Source organism: Neoalteromonas facilis (assembly GCF_002807665.1).
GTDB lineage: Bacteria > Pseudomonadota > Gammaproteobacteria > Enterobacterales > Alteromonadaceae > Alteromonas_E > Alteromonas_E facilis.
Window position 1 is genome coordinate 1,149,134 of the sequence record NZ_PEAY01000001.1, and the last position, 20,534, is coordinate 1,169,667.

Genomic DNA, 20,534 nt, shown 5'->3' on the forward strand with positions numbered 1-20,534 from the left:
TTATAGGAACTCGTCACCGCCACCGCCGCCAAGCATGATCTCTCCAGCATCAGCCAAGCGTCGAGCAACAGACAAAATTTCTTTCTGGGCAGTTTCCACTTCACTAACGCGCACTGGCCCCAATGCCTCAAGATCGTCAAGTAACATCTCAGCCGCTCTTTTAGACATGTTTTTGGTGATTTTCTGTTTGAGTTCTTCGTCTGCTCCTTTGATAGCTTTGAGTAGAGATTCTTGTTGAACTTCACGCAAGATAGTTTGTATCCCTCTATCATCCACATCCACAAGATTGTCGAAGACAAACATAAGATCTTGAATTTGCTGACTCATTTCTTCGTCTTGCTCACGAATAGCATCCATTAACTGACCTTCGATATTGGTATCGAGGTAGTTCATGATATCGGCAGCAGACTTCAAGCCGCCCATTTTCGCAGCCTGAGCACCCGCTTGACCGGCGAACTGTTTCTCCATGATCTCGTTTAATTCCTGCAGTGCAGCTGGCTGAACTTCTTCTAAATTCGCCACACGCATCAACAAATCCAAACGCACTTTTTCCGGGAACTGAGATAAAATTTCAGCTGATTGCTCCGGCTCTAAATATGACATAACAATGGTTTGTATTTGCGGGTGTTCGTTACGAATAATACTGGCGACTTGCTTGGAATCCATCCATTTCAATGAGTCTAAACCTTTCGCACCAGATCCCATTAGAATTTGGTCAATCAAGTTGGCAGCTTTATCTTCACCCAATGCTGCTGTTAAAGCACGCTTGACGAAATCCTGACTTTGGAAACCAATGGTACTGTAGTTTTGGATTTCTTCGATAAAGTGTTTATGTACTGCGGTTATTTTAGGTTGTGTCATGTCCTCAATTTTGGCCATGGCTGTACCTAACTTTTGAACCTGTTTGGGCTCTAAGTGCTTGAGGATCTGTGCAGCATCTTCTTCGGATAAACTGAGTAATAAAATAGCCGCTTTATCGACACCTTCGAGCTTGCCAACATCATAGGTTACATCATCTGCAGGGGCGAGTTCATTTGCCATACGCTTATCCTCTATTCATCTTGCAACAACCAGCCCTTTACAACCTGCGCAGACAACTCAGGTTCATTAGCGACTAACGCTCGAACTGCTTTTAATACATCTTCATCTTTGTGTAAGTCAGGTAACATCAACGAACCATCTGGCGCAAAACCTACCTGCCCTTCATCAAACTCCTGCGACAACATACTGATTGTTTCGTCACCTAAATCTAGCGCTGAATCAGCTTCGAAATTATCCGCATCAATATCGGCATCTGGGTGTATCAACTTACGAAGCATTGGGCGCACAACCGCTAGGATCAACACGATAATAACTAGCCCACCTACCACAATTTTAAGTATAGGCATGAACTGAGGTTGCTCCCAAATTGGCACCTCAGCAACTTCCCCGGTATCAATGCGGCTAAAGGGAATACTGACGACTTCTAAACTATCACCGCGAGTGACATCAAAGCCTATACCGCCCTGCAATAAACGACGAATATTTAACAGTTCAGCTTGCTCGCGAGGTGAACTGGTAACCGTACCGTCTTCACCCGTGCTTGACACATAATCAACAGCAACCGATACGCTCAATCGGCGAATTACACCCGTTTGTTGTTTAGTATGGCTGATGGTTGTATCGAGTTCATAATTACGTGTTTGCTCTTTGCTATTGCGTCCAGGTACTGATTGTTGAGCATTACCACCAGTCGCATTTTCAGGAATATTGGAGTCCAGTGGTGGTTGATTGGTTAATGCGCCGGGTATACCGCCTACGCTTGAACCGGTACTGTTTTCCTCGATGATCATTTCACTGCGCACAGCAGGTAAATCTGGATTGTAGCGGCGCTGGGTTTGCTCCACCGCGGTAAAGTCCATGGTTACATCAGCCTGAGCAGTGTAATTCCCCACACCTAATACCGGGATCAAAATAGAATCAATTTTCTGCAGATACTCGTCTTCTCGCGCTTTCTCGATTTCATATTCTTTACGAGCACGTGCACTCATTGAATCTTGTGAACCCGAGTTGAGTAAGCGGCCATTGCTGTCTGTTACTGTTACGCGACTAGGCTCCATGCCTTGTACCGCAGAGGCTACGATGTCCACCACAGCATCGACTTCTTCGCCTGAGATCACAGAGCCGCGCATCGGGGTAAGAACCACTGTCGCGCTAGCTTTCTTCTCTCGACGAGCAAAAACATTTTCTTTCGGCATAGCCAGCAATACACGGGCTTTTGATATCGCAGCAATATCTTCTATGGTTCTGGCAATTTGTTGTTCACGGGCATGCTTGAGGCGCTCCATCTCAACGCGTTGACTAACCCCGAACCCCATATCTTGCATGATGATATCGGTGCCTTGGGAAGCGTCTTGTGTAATGCCCTGACGTGCCATGCCCAAGCGAATGTTTTGAATTTGATCATCTCGGACATAAACAATGTTACCGTCCAAGCGATAGTCAATTTGATTTTGATCGAAATAATCCAGTGTCTCGATGAGCTCAGCCGTTTCCATCTTAGCCAATGGGCGATAATCTGGCTCTTGAGTCCACATCAAAATAAATATAGCGATAGCGACACAAATAACCAAGGCCACGACTAACATCAGCTGGCGCATCATGTCAGCGGATCCAAGGGTGTCCATAAACCCCGATTTTTGTTCTACTTCAGTGTCGTTTCCGTAACCGTCACTGACAGCAAGTTCTGTACTGGTTGCCTCAGCCACAATTAATCACCTTATACTGGCATGTTCATGATTTGTTTATAGGCTTCAAGTAACTTATTCCGCACTTGAAGAGTCGCCTCAAAGGCAATGCCCGATTTCTCTTTCATTACCATCACGTCAGCGAGGCTAAGCCCTGGCGCACCCATTTCGAATGCTTTCTGAGTATTGCGAGATTCGAGCTGTAGGTTGTTCACATTGTTAACCGCATCAGCCAGCATGTCTGCGAAGTTGTCGCTGCCTTTGTTCACGTTGACGCCTGGTACTTGCTCAATGTTTGGTCGAGCTTCAACCATCATGGACTGCATCTCTTGATAAAGGGCATTTGCTTTAATATCCATCACATACACCTGAAACAATTAAATTACGCTGAATTGACACTGCAAAACATAAGCCAAAATTAATACCCCTTAATTTTCAATAGGTTACACACATTTGCTGCGACTGTTATGATTCAGTCATTTTTTTGACATAAAAAAACCGCTCGAAGCGGTTTTTTAAAACGAAGAATGCGTCAAAGAACTAGCATTTATGCTGGTACGTCAATACCGTCTTCCCGCATTCTGGCAAGTTTATAGCGCAACGTTCTTGGACTAATACCCAGTTTCTCAGCGACATCTTTACGCTTCCCGTTACAAGATACTAAGGTATCGAGAATTATTTGATGCTCTTGCTGGCGAAGCTCAGAGCCTAATAAACTAGCGTCGTCTGCAGGAGCAGACGGCTCGATAGCTCTATTCAAGTCAGCCCCATCGTTAAATTCAATCATCAAATCATTGGCATCAATCTGGCTAGGATCACACAGGATCAACGCACGCTGGATCACATTTTCAAGCTCTCGCACATTCCCAGGCCATTTATGACTCAATAATTTATTGCGTGCAGCTGCGGTGAGCTTGGGCACTTCTTGTCCATTGGCTGTTGCATGGCGCTGGATCAAATGCTCTGCCAAAGGCAAAATATCACCAACGCGTTTGTGTAATGGCATCCAAGTAATAGGGAATACATTCAAGCGATAATATAAATCCTCGCGGAACTCTCCGCGCTCAACAGCTTGTCGTAAATCACGGTTACTCGTTGCAATAACTCTTACATCTAACGCTACGGTTTTTCGCGAACCCAAGCGCTCAACTTCCTTCTCTTGTAAAACCCTTAATAATTTCGCCTGCAACGACATATCCATTTCGGTAATTTCGTCGAGTAACAAGGTTCCGTTTTGTGCCTGCTCGAACTTACCAGGGCACGCTTGAATCGCGCCTGTAAAGGCACCTTTTTCATAGCCAAACAATGTGGCCTCAAGCATATTTTCAGGGATGGCGGCACAGTTAATCGCGACAAAGGGTGCCTCAGCGCGAGGCGATAAATCATGAATGTAGCGTGATATAACTTCCTTACCCGAGCCCGACGGGCCAAGTACCATTACAGTGGCATCAGAGCGCGCGACTTTGCCGGCTAACTCAAGTAATGCTTTACTGGATGTATCGCCCACAACCGGGGTGCGCGACACGACTTTTTGAGCAGGTGCATAGCGACTAACAAGGTTAAGTAACACTTGTGGCGCGAATGGTTTAGACAAATAATCCGTCGCACCATCTCGCATCGCCTGTACAGCATCATTAATGGTTGCAAATGCCGTCATCAACAATACGGGTAACTGTGGATAGCGAGCTTTAATACTGCGCAATAATGATAACCCTGTCATATCCCCCATTTGAATGTCGCTGACAACCAAATCTACTGATTGTTGGTTGAGCTTTATCAATGCCATTTCAGCGTCTTCAGCTTCAATAACACTATAACCGCCGAGTTCTAGCGTATCGGTTAATGCTTCTCGTAAACCAGCGTCATCTTCGACTATCAGAATTTGAGTTTGAGACATATTATTTCTCCACTTCTTCTAAGCGTTCTGATACAGGTGTATCCGATGCTTGCGGTGTTGATGGACTCAGCGGCAACCATAGGCTGAATTCAGCCCCACCATTTAAGCGATTGGCTGCTTCAATCCTTCCTTTATGGGCAGATACTGCCTGCCTGACGACTGCAAGGCCCAATCCGGTTCCGTTAGTTTTGGTGGTATAAAAAGGTTCAAAAATACGCTTTAGCGCACTGCTATTGATGCCAGGCCCATTGTCTAAACAGCGGATCAACAGCTCAGTTTGGTTACTATCGACAGTAATATCTAACGTCACCTCGCCATCGCTATTAGACACTTGCACAGCGTTATCCACCAAGTTAACCAGTGCCCCTTGTAAAGCCGTGTGATTGCCTAGCAGTGAAACACCGCTGGCGTCTGCTGACACGTTTACATTCAATCCAACGCGTGCCTTATTAAGTAAAGACTGACAACTTGATTCAACGTCTTCTAACAACTCTGTTACCGCAATGGTGGACACCACTTGTTGCTCACCACTTTTTGCAAAGAGCAACATATCATTCACCTGAGATTCCAGCTCATGTAGCCGATCCAGTAGGCGAGAAACAAACTTATTTCGCTTTGCGGGTTGAATCGATTCTTGCCCAAGATTCGCGGCATACAACAACGCTGCTGACAGCGGAGTTCGAATCTGATGGGCAAGTGATGCAACCATTTTACCCAGTGAAGATAGACGCTGCATGTGACTAATACGCGCTTGCAGCTGACGAGTTTCGGTCAGGTCCGTAATGACAATCAATTGTCCGGGTTCATCAATCAATGGTGTGATCGACAACTTGACCCGCCGGCCATCATGTAAAGATACTTCATGTCCATCATCGGCTCTAGGTTTAAACGAACGCGCGATAATATCTCGCCATACTTGCTTTTCTAAAGGCTCTCCAAGCAACTGGCGGGCTAAACGGTTTGCTTGACGCACAATACCTTTGCCGTCTATCACGATAACGCCTGCGGGCATGACCTGTAAAAGACGCTCTAATCGTTGAGATTGGCGTTTCAAAGATATATAGCTGTCGTCATCACGGTTGATGTCGTGATTATATAGGCCGCCGGAATAGCGTAACTCATCAGCTTGTTTTTCGATTAACATGACTACCTCGCGTCAAAAACCCGTCAGTGGTTTTCTCTAAAGAGGTAGTAGCAGGAGATATGCCAATTTTAAAAACTAATAAATTCATGTAATTAGCTTCAAATTTGGATGTTTACAAATGAGGTTAGGCGCCCTTAAGCAGGGCAACCTTCGTCTTGCTTAACCCATCTGAATTTTTGCAGGCGTCGGACGCCGAGTAAAAACACAACGAATGCGACCAGATAAAATGCAGCAGGCTCAGACACATCAGTTGCCGGTGTATCCACCGAAAAAGCTGCGTCGTTTAGTTGAGTAGAGCCATTGAAACTGTTCGCAATTAGCTGACCGTTTAGGGCACCACTGCCACCAATAACATCCGCATTGGGGGCAAGAATTGAGGCATAAATCCCTCCGGCAATACTCAGATTTTCAGCTTCATAGAAATTAAACAACACATTGTTAGCTTTATGGTTAAAAGAATAGTTGTGATCTTTCAACCACCAATCTTTGCTGCCACTCATCGATACATCAGTGCCTGATACATTCAATACAACACGTGTGCCGTTAAAAATATCTTGGGTAAAAATCCCCCAAACACTGTCCAATATTTGCTGATCAAGTGATACAAACAGCGTGTCGTTAATCAAGTTACGAGACAAGCTTAATTGTAATGCGCCCCAGACAATTGCATGAGTACCATTTTCCTGTGCACTCAAACGTTGCGAAAGCTCGGTGAAATATTGTTGATCAAAGTTTCGAGACTCTGTTGTTGTGCGCAAAGCAGAAGCCGATGTAATCAAAATGTCACCGCCTATAGAAGACAGCCCATTGACATCTCCACCTGACTGGGAAAAGTTACCCTGGACTGTTAAAGCCAGTGAGTTCCAATCATTTAATGTGGCGACTGAGTAACTGCTAAAATCAGCATTCCCGCCAACCCACAGTGCTTTTTGGCTGTCAGAGTTTGTGCCGGTAAAGTCATTAAAAATATAGGCACTCGCATCCCCCATGTCATCAAAAGCAATCGGCATTGCTGAAAGTTTCATAGTGGTCAGGCACGCGAACGCGATGAAGCCAAGATCAATTAATCTTTTCAAGTGAATGTGCTCTAGGAATTAAAACGGCGCGAAGTATACTGGTAGGATGAGTTTGTGCATATGGCAATTTACGCCAAAAAAACTTAAGCAGAGGCTAAACATCTACCTCGCGTTGAATATTATATTTACGCATTTTCTCCACCAGAGTAGTGCGCCGCATACCCAGTTTGTCAGCCGCTCGAGCCACAACCCAATCGGATTGCTCTAGCGCTTGAACGACTAAATTCAACTCGAGTTCAGAGAGATACTCTTTAAGGTTGACGCCTTCGTCCGGCAATGCTGTTTCGCTAGCTTGTGGCAAGCCAGTTTCAATATCCGGCTCAGCTTCATCAAGTTCAGCACTTTCTGCAAACAACTCATTGAAAGCCTGCCGCTCGAGTACTTCTTCAGGATAATCTGGCTCATAGTGTTCAACATCACCATGTTGATATTTTGCCGGTAATTCGCTCACGTCGATCAATTGCTGGGGATGCAATATTGTCAATCTTTCGACAAGATTACTGAGTTCTCGCACATTTCCTGGCCAAGGATGTTCCATGAGAGAGCGTATAGCTTGATCCGTAAAACGAACGCTATTGTCGCTTTCATTTTCATCTTGTAAACGTACAACAAGCTCTTGCAGTAACAATGGAATATCTTCTTGTCGCTCTCGCAATGCGGGGCTTTCTATCGGAAATACATTTAAGCGATAGTACAAATCTTCTCTGAACTTATCTTGCTCGATCATTTTCTCTAGATCGCGATGGGTTGCCGCAATAACCCGAACATTGCACGCGATAGGCTTTGTGCCGCCCACTCTTTCGAAAGTACGCTCTTGCAATACGCGCAGTAATTTAACTTGCATTTGCAGCGGCATATCACCTATTTCATCCAGAAATAAAGTACCACCTTCAGCTAGTTCAAAGCGCCCTTTGCGACTGCTCACGGCACCTGTAAAGGCCCCCTTTTCATGGCCAAACAATTCACTTTCGAGCAGTTCACCCGGAATTGCACCACAGTTAATCGGGATAAACTGATTATCTTTGCGACCAGACAAGAAATGTATATTTCGCGCGATAACTTCCTTACCTGTGCCAGACTCCCCCAGCACAAGCACATTGGCATCAGTCGGCGCTACCTGTTCGACTAACTTTCTAACGGCCTGTATTTGCTGACTTTGCCCTACCAAGCTTCTAAACAAGCGTGTTTTGCTTTGCACCTGTTTATTGTTATCAGGATGGCGTTTTAGGTACTCTTGTGCTCTGTATAATGCTTGAGTTAGAGCGGGATATGTAATCGGTTGAGTTAGCTGAGCGACAACATTTTTATGCTGAGAACTCGGAAAGTCATGACTATCAACCGTAACAAACGGAATATCAGGAAATGTTTTTAACAATGCGGTAGCGTTTGCGACATCATTACCATCAAGAGCTACAACCGTTCCCAGTTGACTAGATTTTATAGTCGCCGAGGCATCTGCCATGGAGCTGGAGCTGAATGATTCGGATAAAAACTGCAGCACAGTTTGCAATGTCTGAATAACTGCCGAATTGTCACTGACAATCAGTATGTGGTTCATTGATTCCCCGAGCGCATTGTTACGTTATTATTGTTATGCAGCTTACTCGATTGTAACCATAACCGATTTTTACGCAACTAGATTAACCCATTGACATAAAAAAAGACGGCTATTGCCGTCTTTTTATACTTTAAAACAGTTGGTTAACTTAGCAGCGCTAAGACTTGCCCTTGTTGCTGATTGGCTTGCGCCTGAACACTTATCGCTGACTGACCTAGCACTCCTGCTGCAGCATTTTCTGAAGCCGTTTGCGCATAATCGGTATCTTGAATTCGACTTCTAGCGGCTGCGGTATTGACATCAGCCTGAGATAAATTGCGCGCTGCGCTCTCGAATTGATTCTGCGTCGCACCCAAATCCGAGCGTGCACTGCCAATAATACTCAGTGACTCATCAACAGTCGCTAACGCCTCTTGCAAACCACTGCTGGTCGTGACATCAGCATTTAAAAGCCCTTGCAACTCTTCCTGAATATTTCGGGTTTCAAGTGAAATCTGTTGTCCGGCATTTGCGCCTACCTGAAAATCGACACTGCCTGACTCACTTAACAATGGGCGTCCGCCGAAAGTTGTTTGCTCAACTGTCTGAGTAATATTTTCTTGCAGTTGAGTGATTTCCGACTGAATTGCGCGGCGGTCAGCATCATTCAATGCACCATTACCCGCTTGCAAAGTAAGTTCGCGAATACGTTGCGCATCATTATTGATGCCTTCAAGGCCACTTTCAGCCACTTGAGCGAGGCTTACCCCGTCATACGCATTTCTAATCGATTGGCGATTGCCCTCTACCTGTGAAGTTAATCGATCGATGATTTGCTGCGCAGCTGAATCGTCTGCAGCACTGTTAACACGGCGCCCACTGGCCAAACGCTCCAGTAGCGTGTCTTGTCGTTGCTGAACTTGTTGCAGCAACGAAGAACTCGATTGTGGATTAAACTCAACCATAATTCCCCCTCATACCTCCCTAGAGTATAGCAAACGCTGTTCAAATTGTAAGCAAACCCTTCTCTGTTAAGTATGATATTTGATACAAACGTATAGCCTACTTCAACGCATAACGTTCTTTCCAGCTATCAAAATTTAACAACATTTGCTGCTCTTGCTCTTTCGGCATACGCATTTTTGCCGGCTTTTCTTGTGTCAGCTCCTTGACTCTATTGTTTATGAAGTGAGGAGCATTGCTCATTAAATTAATTTCTAATTCATAATGTCTACGCGCGAGTGAGTGTATGGTGTCAGAGGTGAATACTGGCGTTTCCTCGATATAAATAATCTCTCCTTTATCCACTTCTTTATCAATCAAGTGCAGCGTAATACCGACAGGATCGTTATCCAGTATTGCCCACTTAAATGAGTCTAATCCACGCGTGGTTGGGATTATCCCTGGGTGCGCATTTAGTATTGGCGTGCCTTGCGCGAATGAAATATCCAAAATTCCTGCGCCAGCGATAATAAACAAGTCGATATTTTCGTTTATAAGCTGATTTCCATCCCAAGGCGTAAACGATACCTTGGGTAACGCGGCCAATTGACGTGAATGGACAGCAACAGATTGAACCGGTCGATGTTCAAAGGATACTTCACGCGGCTTGCGTGGTTTAAACGGTAATGCAAATAATGAAACGCTGTCTATCGCAGTATCACGTATGTATGACATCACTAACTGTTCAGTTTTCAAGTGCGGTGTATCATAAGTTATGACCCCGAGGTTCATATTTCATCCTTTAATCAGTTAACAGGCATAACAATCGACTTGTGTTCACATCATGTCTTCTACAATACAGCATTCCACCGATCGGAAAATGTGACGCAATTGCTATATGAAAACCCTAGCATAACTGGGGCTTAGTAAAATACACACAATTTCCTTATATGGGGCGGCAGAATAGGCAACTCCGATCAAATACACCCCTTTACAAATAGGTCTTTAATGCTTAAGCAGTACCGATGAAAAAAGGCTATCACTAGTACTGAGCAATAGGGTTTTGTAAGGGTGCACTTTGACTAAACTTAGCTTAAGAGCACACTACCCTCGCAATACTTTGCAAAAGACGGTGGTGACCGAAACCAATTTTTAGAAGCAATATGTACTGACCCGAGCGATCTGGAACCGTCAACGACTGTTGAGCGCTTTTGCACAGTCAGCATACGCTAGCGCTATATCACCACTGGTATTATGTGAAAGGGCATGCCAAACTTCTGCGCAATCGGGAAAAGCAAAAACAAGTTCAACTAGTGACTCTAAAGAGAGTGACTGTAAATCCGTCTCTTTTAATTTTTCCAACTGAGGGTCTGTAGAAAAAGAGTACACTTTCTCGATGTCTCTCGGATATAAATGCTCTATCGTTGCCATTATTTCAGATTCATACTCAATGGAAGCGATAATCAAACAATCGAAAGACAAATCAGGAAGAGCGGAAATGGGGAAGACTGTTATGCCGTTTTTCTCGATAGCCTCCTTAGTCGCAGAATCAATTGTGTATACCGTTTTCAGGCCTTCATCCATGCTTTCAATATGCCTACGGATAGAATTGCCAAGTTGGCCATTGCCCCAGATAACAATCGAATTAATATGAGCGTTATCGTGCAAAAAATGTTGTATTCTCATTAACGCTAAATTCATGATTGAAAGCGCTCTAAAATAGCTAGATTGATTAGCGGCCAATACATCAATACCCGCTCGTACTGCTTATTTTCTAAAAAACCAAGCAGTAATTGACTTAACCCCACCCCATCAAACAAATTAGAATCTAAAAAGCGTGGATGGCTAACAAGATCTTTAACTAGCATTCCAAGGTCTTTACTCAACCATACTTTTAACGGGTGTGAGAAACCTTTCTTATCATGTCTAAATCGAATTTTTTCTGGAATGAAATCAAAATGGTCACGCAAAAGGCTTTTGCTACGGCCTTTATTTATCTTCAAATCGGCGTTGGCATTTAGCGCAGCTAATACAAAGCGATAATCTAAAAAGGGTGAACGGATTTCAACTGAATTAGCCATCGATAAGCGGTCATAGACCTTCAGAATACTGGGTAATGAATAGTAATGTAAGTCTTCATAAAGTCGCTGAAAAAGCATATCTTTGCTCTTGTAGCGCGGATTTTCTCGCTCTTTGACTTGATGCTTCAATGGAACGTACTCATGTTTCAAGTACTGACTCAAATAAGGTTTAGCATTTAACAAATTGAGGTTGGTAGCTTCAGGGTCGAGCGATAATTGGAGCAAGTTCCCTCGTAACTTCTGGGCACTATCACTTCCCTTCCAAGACTCCCCTAATGCTGCGATGGCATAGCTTAAACTAAGCGGATCATTTTTTTTATTCAATAGGTCTGCAATATATACATTCATATGCCGTGTATAGCCGCCAAGCAACTCATCACCAGCATGCCCCTCAATGGAAACCTTGAAGCCTTCACTTTTCATAGCCTGATAGACAAATGAAGGGCCTAATACTGGTTGAGATGTTATATCTTCTAGATCTAATACGCTTTTAATCAGCGATGAAACAGCGCCATCATCAATCGTGACTCTTGTACTTGGCAAATCATACTGCTCGATAACCTTTTTGGCCCAACAGTACTCATCCATTGTCGTATTAGAGAAAGAACCAATAAAGGCTTTCAACTGCTGCTCTGTAACAGTCTTAGGAAACATCGCCAATTGTGATGTTACTGCTGATGAGTCTAGCCCGCCGCTGAGTGACGTCGCGATTTTGACATCTGAACGCGTTCTCAATTCACAAGATTGCGTAAATAATTTCACTAAAGATCCCGCAGTAACGTCTTTACTTGCGTTCTCAGTTTCATCAAATGTTGACCACCATTTTTTAATACTGAGTCCGCTTTTTCGGAATCTCAGGCACTCTCCGGGCAAAAGTTTGTGAATGCCGGTGTATAGCGTCTCTCTTCTAGACTCGATAGATTCTGGATACATTACAATTGCTCCAGCGAGCTTAGGGCAAATTTTGCCTATCCCCTCACCTCTGAATAGAAAAAAAGCTTTCTGCTCCGATGCAAACATAAAACGACGAGTTGAATGGGAAAAATATAACGACTTGACGCCAAATCGGTCTCTGGATGCAAACAACTCTTTTTCTTTCTGGTCCCATATTGCAAATGCCCACATCCCGTTGAGCTTGTTCAGACACTTCTCCCCCCAATGAATATAAGCATATAAAAGCACTTCAGTATCTGAATTTGTGCGGAACAGAAAACCTAAAGCACTCAATTCTTCTTTCAGTTCTAAAAAATTATAAATTTCACCGTTAAACGTCAGCCAGTAACGATCATCAGAACTTCTAAATGGCTGGTCAGCATTCGCTGAAGTATCGAGTATGGCGAGACGGCAATGCCCTAAAGCTGCGCTCCCATCCGCTGATAAACGCACATGCTGGGCGTCTGGCCCCCGATGGATCAGGCGCTGATTAAATGCATGAATCGTCGAGTATTCAATCGCTTGGTCAAAATTGATAACGCCACTAATACCGCACATATAATGAATGCCCTAACACAACTCGGGAAAGTTTTTCTTGATATTATTATCCACGTTCCAAGTCGGAACAATTTTACTCAGCGAGAGAAGATACTGTTGGTATGCTTTATCATCAATCGAGTGAATGGCCCGCGCGATTTCCTCAATACTCTCGTCCAAAAAACCGAGTCCTAAATTATACTCATCAGTGAGCCTTTTCATGTCTCGAGAAAAACTGGTGATCACGGGTAAACCTGAATACAAAAACTCAAAATATTTGTTAGGCAAGCAAAACCTATTCTGACTTTCATTAACTGACATTAAATACAAACCAAAATCATAACGGCTACAAGCTTGAGTAATGTGGTCAGGATGTACGGGCTCGATGATGTTGACATTTTTCATCGAACTGACTCTTTCTTGCAGTCTAACGTAGTAGTCATTACCCGGAGCAGCAACCAGCATCATGTCAAGATAGTAGTTTTCCCCTAACACCTCCATTAACTCTATCATCCTCTCCAACCCTCTATTTTTAAAGGCATTTCCATGATGAACAAAGCGAATGGGCTTAGTTAAAGAGCGAAACTCTGGTTGGATCAAGTAACTGAGTTTGGGGTAGCTGGGGAAAAAAATCACCTTTCGATTTAGCAACTGCTGATAAAGCGATACCAACGACAAGGAGACCGTCATTACTTGGTCACTCAGCGGCATATAGCGCTTACAAGTATACTCTGCGACCTTGCCTGTCGTAACAGCCCACTGCGGATCATCTGCAAACTCGGTTGGGTAATATTCACGAGCATCAAAGATGACTCTAGTGTTTTTTAACCCCGTAAATTTTGGTAATAAATACAAATCATGGACAAAGATAATATCAAATTCACCATCGCTAATCGGGGGTATATGATATTTACCAGACTCAAGTCGACTCGCAATACTGAAGCATTTGAGTTTTATCGCCGTTTTGGTTAGCCACCGAGTAAATTTTGATTGTGGCTGTCGATACAAGTAGCCGAACCGTCTATCATCAGACTGTTCGTTTATTTCTGGCGGGCAGATATAAAAGACGTCATGATTGGCCTCTAGAGCACTTAGCAGCCGTCTGGGGCGGGGAGTTTTGATTAGCGGTGTCTTAAAGACGGATAAGATTCTCATAGTGTTATGAAACGTCCTTTGAAACCCGCTTGTACACAACTGGCCATTATCTCTTTGGCATATGCCTCACTGGCAATCACTAAATATTGAGGTAGCTCCTCTTTTATAAAACAAGGGGCAAGCAAATCTATACCAATAAAACGGCAAGGGGCGTTTTTTACTTTCGAGTCATACCAACCATTAACTTGTATACCCAATTGTTCGAGTCGCATGTAAACCGCTAAACCTAAGTCTCCGGCTCCAAATATCGAAACCGATTGACACTCAAGCTTACTGACACGCATAACAAGCAGCTTATCGGGAGCAATAAAAAACCCAACAGCGGCTCTCAACCATCCTCGCATATCCCACTCCGGTGCTTAGGTTCATGAACATGCTGCACTATAATAAACATACAACACCAATCAAATATATACATGGGCTTTGTCTGAGACTATATTCGTATCGGCCAGGACCTGAAATATTAAAGTCGCTAGGTTCATGGCCTGTATCTTAAAGGCAATGAAGATGCTTTTACTCGACTTACTCATTATTTGCGTTATTCAGTCGCGCCTGAATATGTTCATCTCCATTCCACTGAAATGAAAAACTTCGACTAGCAGTCGCTAAGCGCTTACTAAATCAACTGACACACCGCCAACAACCCCATTGATACAAGCATTTAATCAAAATATTGGCCAACCGTGCTTTAAAAAGTGGCATATTTCATAATTGGTTAAGTGCTATTATATGCAACTATTGCACAACGAAAGTTTTACCGAATCCAAGGGTAACGCTAAACTGGTTCGAGTCTGCAATGGTCTAATTGGTTTGTATGAGTAAAGGTAAAAACATGGCGGTCGATAACAATGAATAATACAGTTTTACGAGAGCCAAATATGAGTACATTCGGTCTAATGGGTGCTGCTGGGTATATAGCCCCTCGTCACATGCAAGCCATCAAGCAAACAGGTAATGATTTAGTTGCAGCGCTTGATCCCTGCGACTCAGTAGGAATACTCGATAGTTACTTCCCAAACTGTCAGTATTTTAGTGAGTTTGAACGTTTCGATCGTCACATAGACAAACGCTTACGTAGTGAAAGAAAGGTCGACTATATGTCGATTTGTTCACCAAACTATCTTCACGATTCGCATATTCGATTTGCTCTTCGCTCAGGTTGCGACGCTATCTGTGAAAAACCACTGGTTCTGAACCCATGGAATATTGACGCGTTGAAAGATTTTGAACGCGACTATGACCGAAAAATTAATACAATATTGCAGCTAAGGTTGCACCCCTCGATTATTGCGCTAAAGGAAAAAATAGCTGCGCAAAAACTTGAGCGAAAATTTGATGTTGACCTAACCTATATAACTTCTCGTGGCCAGTGGTATTTGGCCTCTTGGAAAGGTGACGAAAAGAAATCAGGCGGTATTGCAACTAATATTGGTGTTCACTTTTTTGACATGCTGCATTTTTTATTCGGAAAGTTGGTGGATAACCAATTATTTTTGTCAACACCTCAAGCTGCTTCTGGATTTCTGGAATACGAAAATGCAAGGGTACGTTGGTTTTTGTCTACTGATTTTGACAACTTACCGGCAAGCGTTCGCCTTAAGGGCCAACGCACTTATCGTAGTATCTTGATTGATAATCAAGAAGTAGAGTTTTCAGGCGGTTTTACCGACCTGCATACTCGTAGTTATGAGGCGATTCTATCTGGAAACGGGTTCGGATTAGATGACAACGTTACTGCTATAAGCACGGTTGCTGACATTCGCAATATGACACCTAAACCCAACTCGCAACTTGAGCACCCTTTTATCAGAGACGCATCTTAACACCGATTAAGGATGCCCGGCGCTGTATGCTCGATTTGCCCTAGCAGAAATTAAGAGTAGTAAAAGGTCTGATATGGAATTTATTGATTTAAACGCGCAATTACATCACATGCGAAGCGCTATTGAAGAGCGTATCAATAAGGTGTTGGATCATGGTCAATTTATCATGGGGCCAGAGGTATACGAGCTTGAGGAACAGTTAGCAAACTATGTCGGTGTCAAACACTGTGTAAGTTGTGCCAACGGGACAGATGCGTTACAGATCGCTTTAATGTGTCATGATATTGGACACGGTGACGTGGTATTCACTACTTCGTTTTCTTTTTTCGCTACAGCTGAAGTTATAGCACTTACCGGAGCTACGCCCTACTTTGTTGATATTGACCCTACAACGTTTAATATCGATCCAGTGAAGCTAGAAGCGGCCATTCAAGCCGTACGATCTTCTGATTTAGGTGAGCCTAAAGCGGTTATTGCTGTCGATTTATTTGGCCTACCCGCTAATTACCTTGCTCTTGAGCCTATGTGCGAGCTCTACGGGCTAACCCTGATTGAAGATGCTGCACAAGGGTTTGGTGGCTCTATTGGTAACAGACGTTCTGGTAGTTTTGGGGATATTGCAACAACAAGTTTTTTCCCGGCAAAACCTCTTGGTTGCTATGGTGATGGAGGAGCGCTGTTTACCGACAACGACGAAACGGCTGAGAAAATGCGGTCACTAAGGGTTCACGGTAAAGGTGATCACAAATATCAAAACATTCGCATCGGGTTGAATAGCAGGCTTGATACTATTCAAGCCGCTATATTAATCGAGAAGCTAGCACACTTTCCCGACGAATTAGTGCACCGCCAAGCAATAAGCCAATGTTACTCAGCGATAAACTTTCAATGCCAAAAGCCAGAGGTACCATCCGGGTTCACGTCTAGCTGGGCTCAATATACGTTAATGGTCGCCCCTGAAAACCGCCAGGCATTTCAAGACCAATTGAAGCGGGCAAACATACCTACGGCAATTTACTATCCTATTCCACTCGATCAGCAGCCAGCATTTAGCGATGCACTCAGTCCTCCAACGCCAATAGCTGCAAAAGTTGCCACACAAGTTATCAGTATTCCCATGAGTGGGTATATTAGCCTTCAAGACTGCCAGACGGTGGTAGACGTTATCAATGGACTACAGAATTGATTCTATTGGCTGACAATAAAGCCATTTTGCATGTTTAAAGTGTTAAATCAGTGTATGAGGTTACTATAAGTTATGACTGCAAGTGTTCGCGACATTATTTTGCAGAATTATCAGAACTGCGATGGAACGCCTTGGTTAACCTTGTACCCCGAAGGACAAAAAAAGATAGAGCTCTACACTTATCGCGAAGTTGTGGATAGGGCCAAATGTTGGTCACACCTTTATGCTCAGCAGGGATTGGAGCCGGGCGATACAATCTTAATATCGTTACCGACTTCTATCGATTTGTATGCATCACATATTGGGGCTTTATTAAGTGGGATTATTCCTACAATATTTACATTCCCCAATATAAAAACAAACCGAGAATTATTCTTAGAATCATTGCTGAGCAGTCTTGAAAACTATGATTATGCCGCATTTGTCACGACTGAAGGTTATGACTTTAAGGATGTCGTCTGTCCCTTCGTCAATACGATCACACTCAAACAATTAGATCTCAACAGTTCGCTGGACGCGCCAATTATCGAACCTCAAGATCCTGTTATCCATCAGTATTCTTCGGGTACAACCGGTATTAAGAAAAGGTTACCACTAACACATTCTCAGCTGGTCGAATTTCTCAACTGTTATTATGAAACCTTATGTATTGAACCACAGATTGATAAAATTCAATCTTGGTTGCCGCTGTATCATGATATGGGCTTTATTGCCTGCTATATGCTTCCATTACTGAAAGGAATCAAACTAGTAAGCTTGAGTGCCCAAGATTGGGTAGTAAACCCACAACGTTTTTGGCGATTGTGCGAATCTCATAAGTCTACCTTAATATGGCAGCCTAATTTTGCTTTTGGTTTATACGCCAATACCCTAAAACCGGATGAAAGCTACAAATTAGGTCATGTTAAAAGCATTATTAGTAGCTCTGAGACAACGCGAAAGCACACGATAGAAACTTTCTTTACGAAATACCGGCCATTTGGTCTTTCATGGGAAAAGTTTGCGAATTGTTTTGGCCTCGCGGAGCATACCTACGCTGCCACTCAGACACCTTTTAAACGAGGGCTGTCGTGCGTTTCACTTGATAAAAAGGCATTAGACAATAACAGTGTTATACGTGTTGTTCCGGATAAGCCCGACAGTGTGCAGGTTATTTCATGCGGAGTTCCGTTGCCCGGTGTAGATGTCAAAATAAAGGCTGATGAAGGACATGATGTTGGTGACATATTAATCAACAGTAACTTCAGATTTGATGGATACAGCAAGTGCAGTCAATCAGAGAGCTATATCGATCAAGACGGATGGTTTAATACCCGCGATTGCGGTTTTATTATAGATAACGAACTTTTTATTCTGGGTAGAACGGATGACATCATTATTTGCAATGGTGAAAATTTTTACCCTGAAGATTTAGAAGAAATAACATCTAGTTGCGACGGTGTTATTTCAGGTAGATGCGCCGCCATTGTCGACACACAAGCGCAGTCTGAAACGGATGTTGTTATTGTGTTTGCAGAAATTAAGGTGGGTGCCTGTCCGACATCCGTGAAGCAGCTCATCGAGAGAAAAATAAGAGCCGCTTTTAGCGCGCTACTATTTGAAGTTTCTCTTGTAGAGCCTAAGTCATTGTTAAAGTCTTCGTCGGGGAAGATATCCAGAAAGCGGGTAAAGCAGCAATACCTCAACAAACAACTGACGTATATAGATACGGATGAATCTGCAACTGCTCAAGTTCCGCTTTCCCAAGAAGATGCACAAATTGAAATGACTACGGAACAACTCAAAATTTATCAATGTCTGGAAGAAGTGCTCGACTCAAAGGCTATCAATAGAGATTGCGACACCGACTTAATTGAAACAGGAGTACTTGATTCCTTAACCTTTGTTTCCTTAATTGTTCATCTAGAAGTCGCCTTTTCAATTCGGATCAGTGATCTAGACACTAGTGCATTGGAACAATTTAGAACAATCAATAGTATTGCTGCGTTTGTTAGACGCATTCAAAGCGGCAAGCATTCGAATTTGACACGCAAACGTACCTTTAATTTTAGACATATTACTCCAGTCGTTAGGCAACAAGGCGTAACCCCGATTTCTAGAACTAATGCTCAAGTTCCAGCTTGGTTTGAAGATGTTAAAGCGTTTACAGATGCGTCTGTCTCTCAAAAGGCTACAATCCCTGGTAAAGGGTCTGGCGCAGCAAAAAACTTCTCTTCTCCAAGCCTCAATACAGATGACCAGGGCTTTCGTATAACGTCTGGTAATGTGGGTCCAATTTCATTAGATGAATTTACAGCCTCCGCCAGACCAAAGGTTTTATTGATGGGGGCAAGCTCACTGTTTGGAGTTGGCGTAAATGACCATCAGACAATAGCGTCATACTTATCTCAATTAGATGATGAGAAATGCTATTTCAATGGGGCGGCTCGAGGGGCAGACTTAGCCACCGAAATGCATCTATGTAATGAGTTCGATCTCGCTCCCGGAAATACTGTTCTGAGCTTTTCCTGTGGAAACGACTTTAGATATTTCACTGATGAACTATACGCGCACCACTCGCAACCTAATCAATCACTTATGCAGACGGAAGTATTGTGCAAGTTTCGCGAATTCGAGCAGGGACTGTTTGAGAAGATACTGAGTTATAGAGATTTGGTCATTCATCAAAAAAAATGTCAGTTCTTATTAAGTTTGCAAGTAATGCGACCATTTTGCTCTCCAACGTTTGATGTTGGAGAGTCTCAACATTCAGAAGCAATGAGAGCTGCACTCGGGTGGAGATACTTTAGAAGAAACTTCAGGGCTTATCACTTCTTTTGGGAATTACAGCACTCATTTAGAGAAAACATCATGCAGTTCTGTTTCAACAATAATATCCCTTACTATGACCCCAATCCCGACTTTATTGAACCGAAGCAACCTTCTGGATTTGAAGACTACTGGCATTACAACAACTCCGGTTCTCTTCGGGTTGCACAATTGCTGCTCCCCTTTATAAACACTAAACGGACGTGATTGTAATCTAGCTGCAAACCCGTTGAACTGCCATCAGTGTCTTGTATCAACAACGTCATTTATTACCTCAAGACAACGATTCTATCGTGGTGAACTCCTTGTTTTATGCACTCTTTATACATTGAATCGACTGTAGCTTGGCTACAAATGAGGACGTTAACGTCTGGATCCAATGTCGCTAAATCCGATATAGGCTGAATTGCCTTATCAAATAACTTAAAGGTCGACGTATTCGCTTTCATATCCACCCATAGCTCGACATTTATTCCTTCATTTGCAAAGCGATAATATACTTCAATACCTAGATCACCGGCCCCATAAAGCGCTATTTTCTGATAATGATGGGATTTGCAATACAGCACCGCTCGAGAAGAAAAGTTAAAGAAATACCGCTTCAAGAAATCGGGAACGTATTGACTGGCTATGCCTAAGAAAGCGTTCACTCTATCTCCTAATACTTATAAATAGTAAGCCTTAAAAAA

At 43.3% G+C, this 20,534-nt stretch carries 17 protein-coding genes; 3 read left to right on the forward strand and 14 right to left on the reverse strand.

The window, feature by feature from the left end; all coding sequences use genetic code 11:
• From fliG to CSH93_RS05315, 13 genes are all read right to left on the reverse strand, one after another.
• A complete protein-coding gene (fliG, locus tag CSH93_RS05255) occupies positions 1 to 1,041 on the reverse strand; it encodes a flagellar motor switch protein FliG (RefSeq protein ID WP_100642123.1) in 1,041 nt (346 codons plus the stop codon).
• A gap of 11 nt (positions 1,042 to 1,052) precedes the next feature.
• Positions 1,053 to 2,747 (reverse strand): flagellar basal-body MS-ring/collar protein FliF, encoded by a 1,695-nt coding sequence (gene fliF / locus CSH93_RS05260; RefSeq protein WP_100642124.1) that lies wholly within the window; start codon positions 2,745 to 2,747, stop codon positions 1,053 to 1,055.
• A gap of 11 nt (positions 2,748 to 2,758) precedes the next feature.
• Complete coding sequence (gene fliE / locus CSH93_RS05265) at positions 2,759 to 3,085, reverse strand: flagellar hook-basal body complex protein FliE (RefSeq protein WP_100642125.1); 327 nt, start codon at positions 3,083 to 3,085, stop codon at positions 2,759 to 2,761.
• Between the two features lie 188 nt (positions 3,086 to 3,273).
• A complete protein-coding gene (locus CSH93_RS05270) occupies positions 3,274 to 4,623 on the reverse strand; it encodes a sigma-54-dependent transcriptional regulator (RefSeq protein ID WP_100642126.1) in 1,350 nt (449 codons plus the stop codon).
• Position 4,624: 1 nt separating this feature from the next.
• On the reverse strand, positions 4,625 to 5,767 hold the full coding sequence (locus tag CSH93_RS05275; RefSeq protein ID WP_100642127.1) for a sensor histidine kinase: 1,143 nt from the start codon (positions 5,765 to 5,767) through the stop codon (positions 4,625 to 4,627).
• Positions 5,768 to 5,901: 134 nt separating this feature from the next.
• Entirely contained in the window at positions 5,902 to 6,843 is a 942-nt protein-coding gene (locus tag CSH93_RS05280; RefSeq protein WP_100642128.1) for a choice-of-anchor A family protein, read from the reverse strand.
• A gap of 94 nt (positions 6,844 to 6,937) precedes the next feature.
• Entirely contained in the window at positions 6,938 to 8,401 is a 1,464-nt protein-coding gene (locus CSH93_RS05285; protein WP_100642129.1) for a sigma-54 dependent transcriptional regulator, read from the reverse strand.
• A gap of 143 nt (positions 8,402 to 8,544) precedes the next feature.
• Positions 8,545 to 9,345, reverse strand: coding sequence for a flagellin N-terminal helical domain-containing protein (locus CSH93_RS05290; protein ID WP_100642130.1), 801 nt, complete (start codon positions 9,343 to 9,345; stop codon positions 8,545 to 8,547).
• Between the two features lie 97 nt (positions 9,346 to 9,442).
• Entirely contained in the window at positions 9,443 to 10,114 is a 672-nt protein-coding gene (locus CSH93_RS05295) for a formyltransferase family protein (RefSeq protein WP_100642131.1), read from the reverse strand.
• A gap of 399 nt (positions 10,115 to 10,513) precedes the next feature.
• Positions 10,514 to 11,008 (reverse strand): hypothetical protein, encoded by a 495-nt coding sequence (locus CSH93_RS05300; protein ID WP_124748938.1) that lies wholly within the window; start codon positions 11,006 to 11,008, stop codon positions 10,514 to 10,516.
• 11 nt (positions 11,009 to 11,019) lie between these two features.
• Positions 11,020 to 12,894: an asparagine synthase (glutamine-hydrolyzing) gene (gene asnB, locus CSH93_RS05305; protein ID WP_100642133.1), complete on the reverse strand. Its 1,875-nt coding sequence runs from the start codon at positions 12,892 to 12,894 to the stop codon at positions 11,020 to 11,022.
• A gap of 12 nt (positions 12,895 to 12,906) precedes the next feature.
• Positions 12,907 to 14,028, reverse strand: coding sequence for a glycosyltransferase (locus CSH93_RS05310; protein ID WP_100642134.1), 1,122 nt, complete (start codon positions 14,026 to 14,028; stop codon positions 12,907 to 12,909).
• Positions 14,025 to 14,372: a hypothetical protein gene (locus CSH93_RS05315; protein WP_100642135.1), complete on the reverse strand. Its 348-nt coding sequence runs from the start codon at positions 14,370 to 14,372 to the stop codon at positions 14,025 to 14,027. Before CSH93_RS05315 ends, CSH93_RS05310 begins: the two co-directional genes overlap by 4 nt.
• Before the next feature lie 534 nt (positions 14,373 to 14,906).
• On the opposite strand from CSH93_RS05315, the gene CSH93_RS05320 reads away from it, so the two are divergent.
• The 3 genes from CSH93_RS05320 to CSH93_RS05330 all read left to right on the forward strand — a co-directional run bounded on the left by CSH93_RS05320 (position 14,907) and on the right by CSH93_RS05330 (position 20,052).
• Positions 14,907 to 15,851 carry a Gfo/Idh/MocA family protein gene (locus tag CSH93_RS05320; protein ID WP_100642354.1) on the forward strand — a complete coding sequence of 315 codons (945 nt, stop codon included), beginning with the start codon at positions 14,907 to 14,909 and terminating at the stop codon, positions 15,849 to 15,851.
• A 73-nt stretch (positions 15,852 to 15,924) separates the two neighbouring features.
• Positions 15,925 to 17,037 carry a DegT/DnrJ/EryC1/StrS family aminotransferase gene (locus CSH93_RS05325; protein ID WP_100642136.1) on the forward strand — a complete coding sequence of 371 codons (1,113 nt, stop codon included), beginning with the start codon at positions 15,925 to 15,927 and terminating at the stop codon, positions 17,035 to 17,037.
• Positions 17,038 to 17,109: 72 nt separating this feature from the next.
• Positions 17,110 to 20,052 carry a non-ribosomal peptide synthetase gene (locus CSH93_RS05330; protein WP_100642137.1) on the forward strand — a complete coding sequence of 981 codons (2,943 nt, stop codon included), beginning with the start codon at positions 17,110 to 17,112 and terminating at the stop codon, positions 20,050 to 20,052.
• Between the two features lie 62 nt (positions 20,053 to 20,114).
• On the opposite strand, the gene CSH93_RS05335 is transcribed toward CSH93_RS05330, so the two are convergent.
• Positions 20,115 to 20,495, reverse strand: a complete 381-nt coding sequence (locus CSH93_RS05335) for a hypothetical protein (RefSeq protein WP_100642138.1) — start codon at positions 20,493 to 20,495, stop codon at positions 20,115 to 20,117.
• Between the last annotated feature and the right edge of the window lie 39 nt (positions 20,496 to 20,534).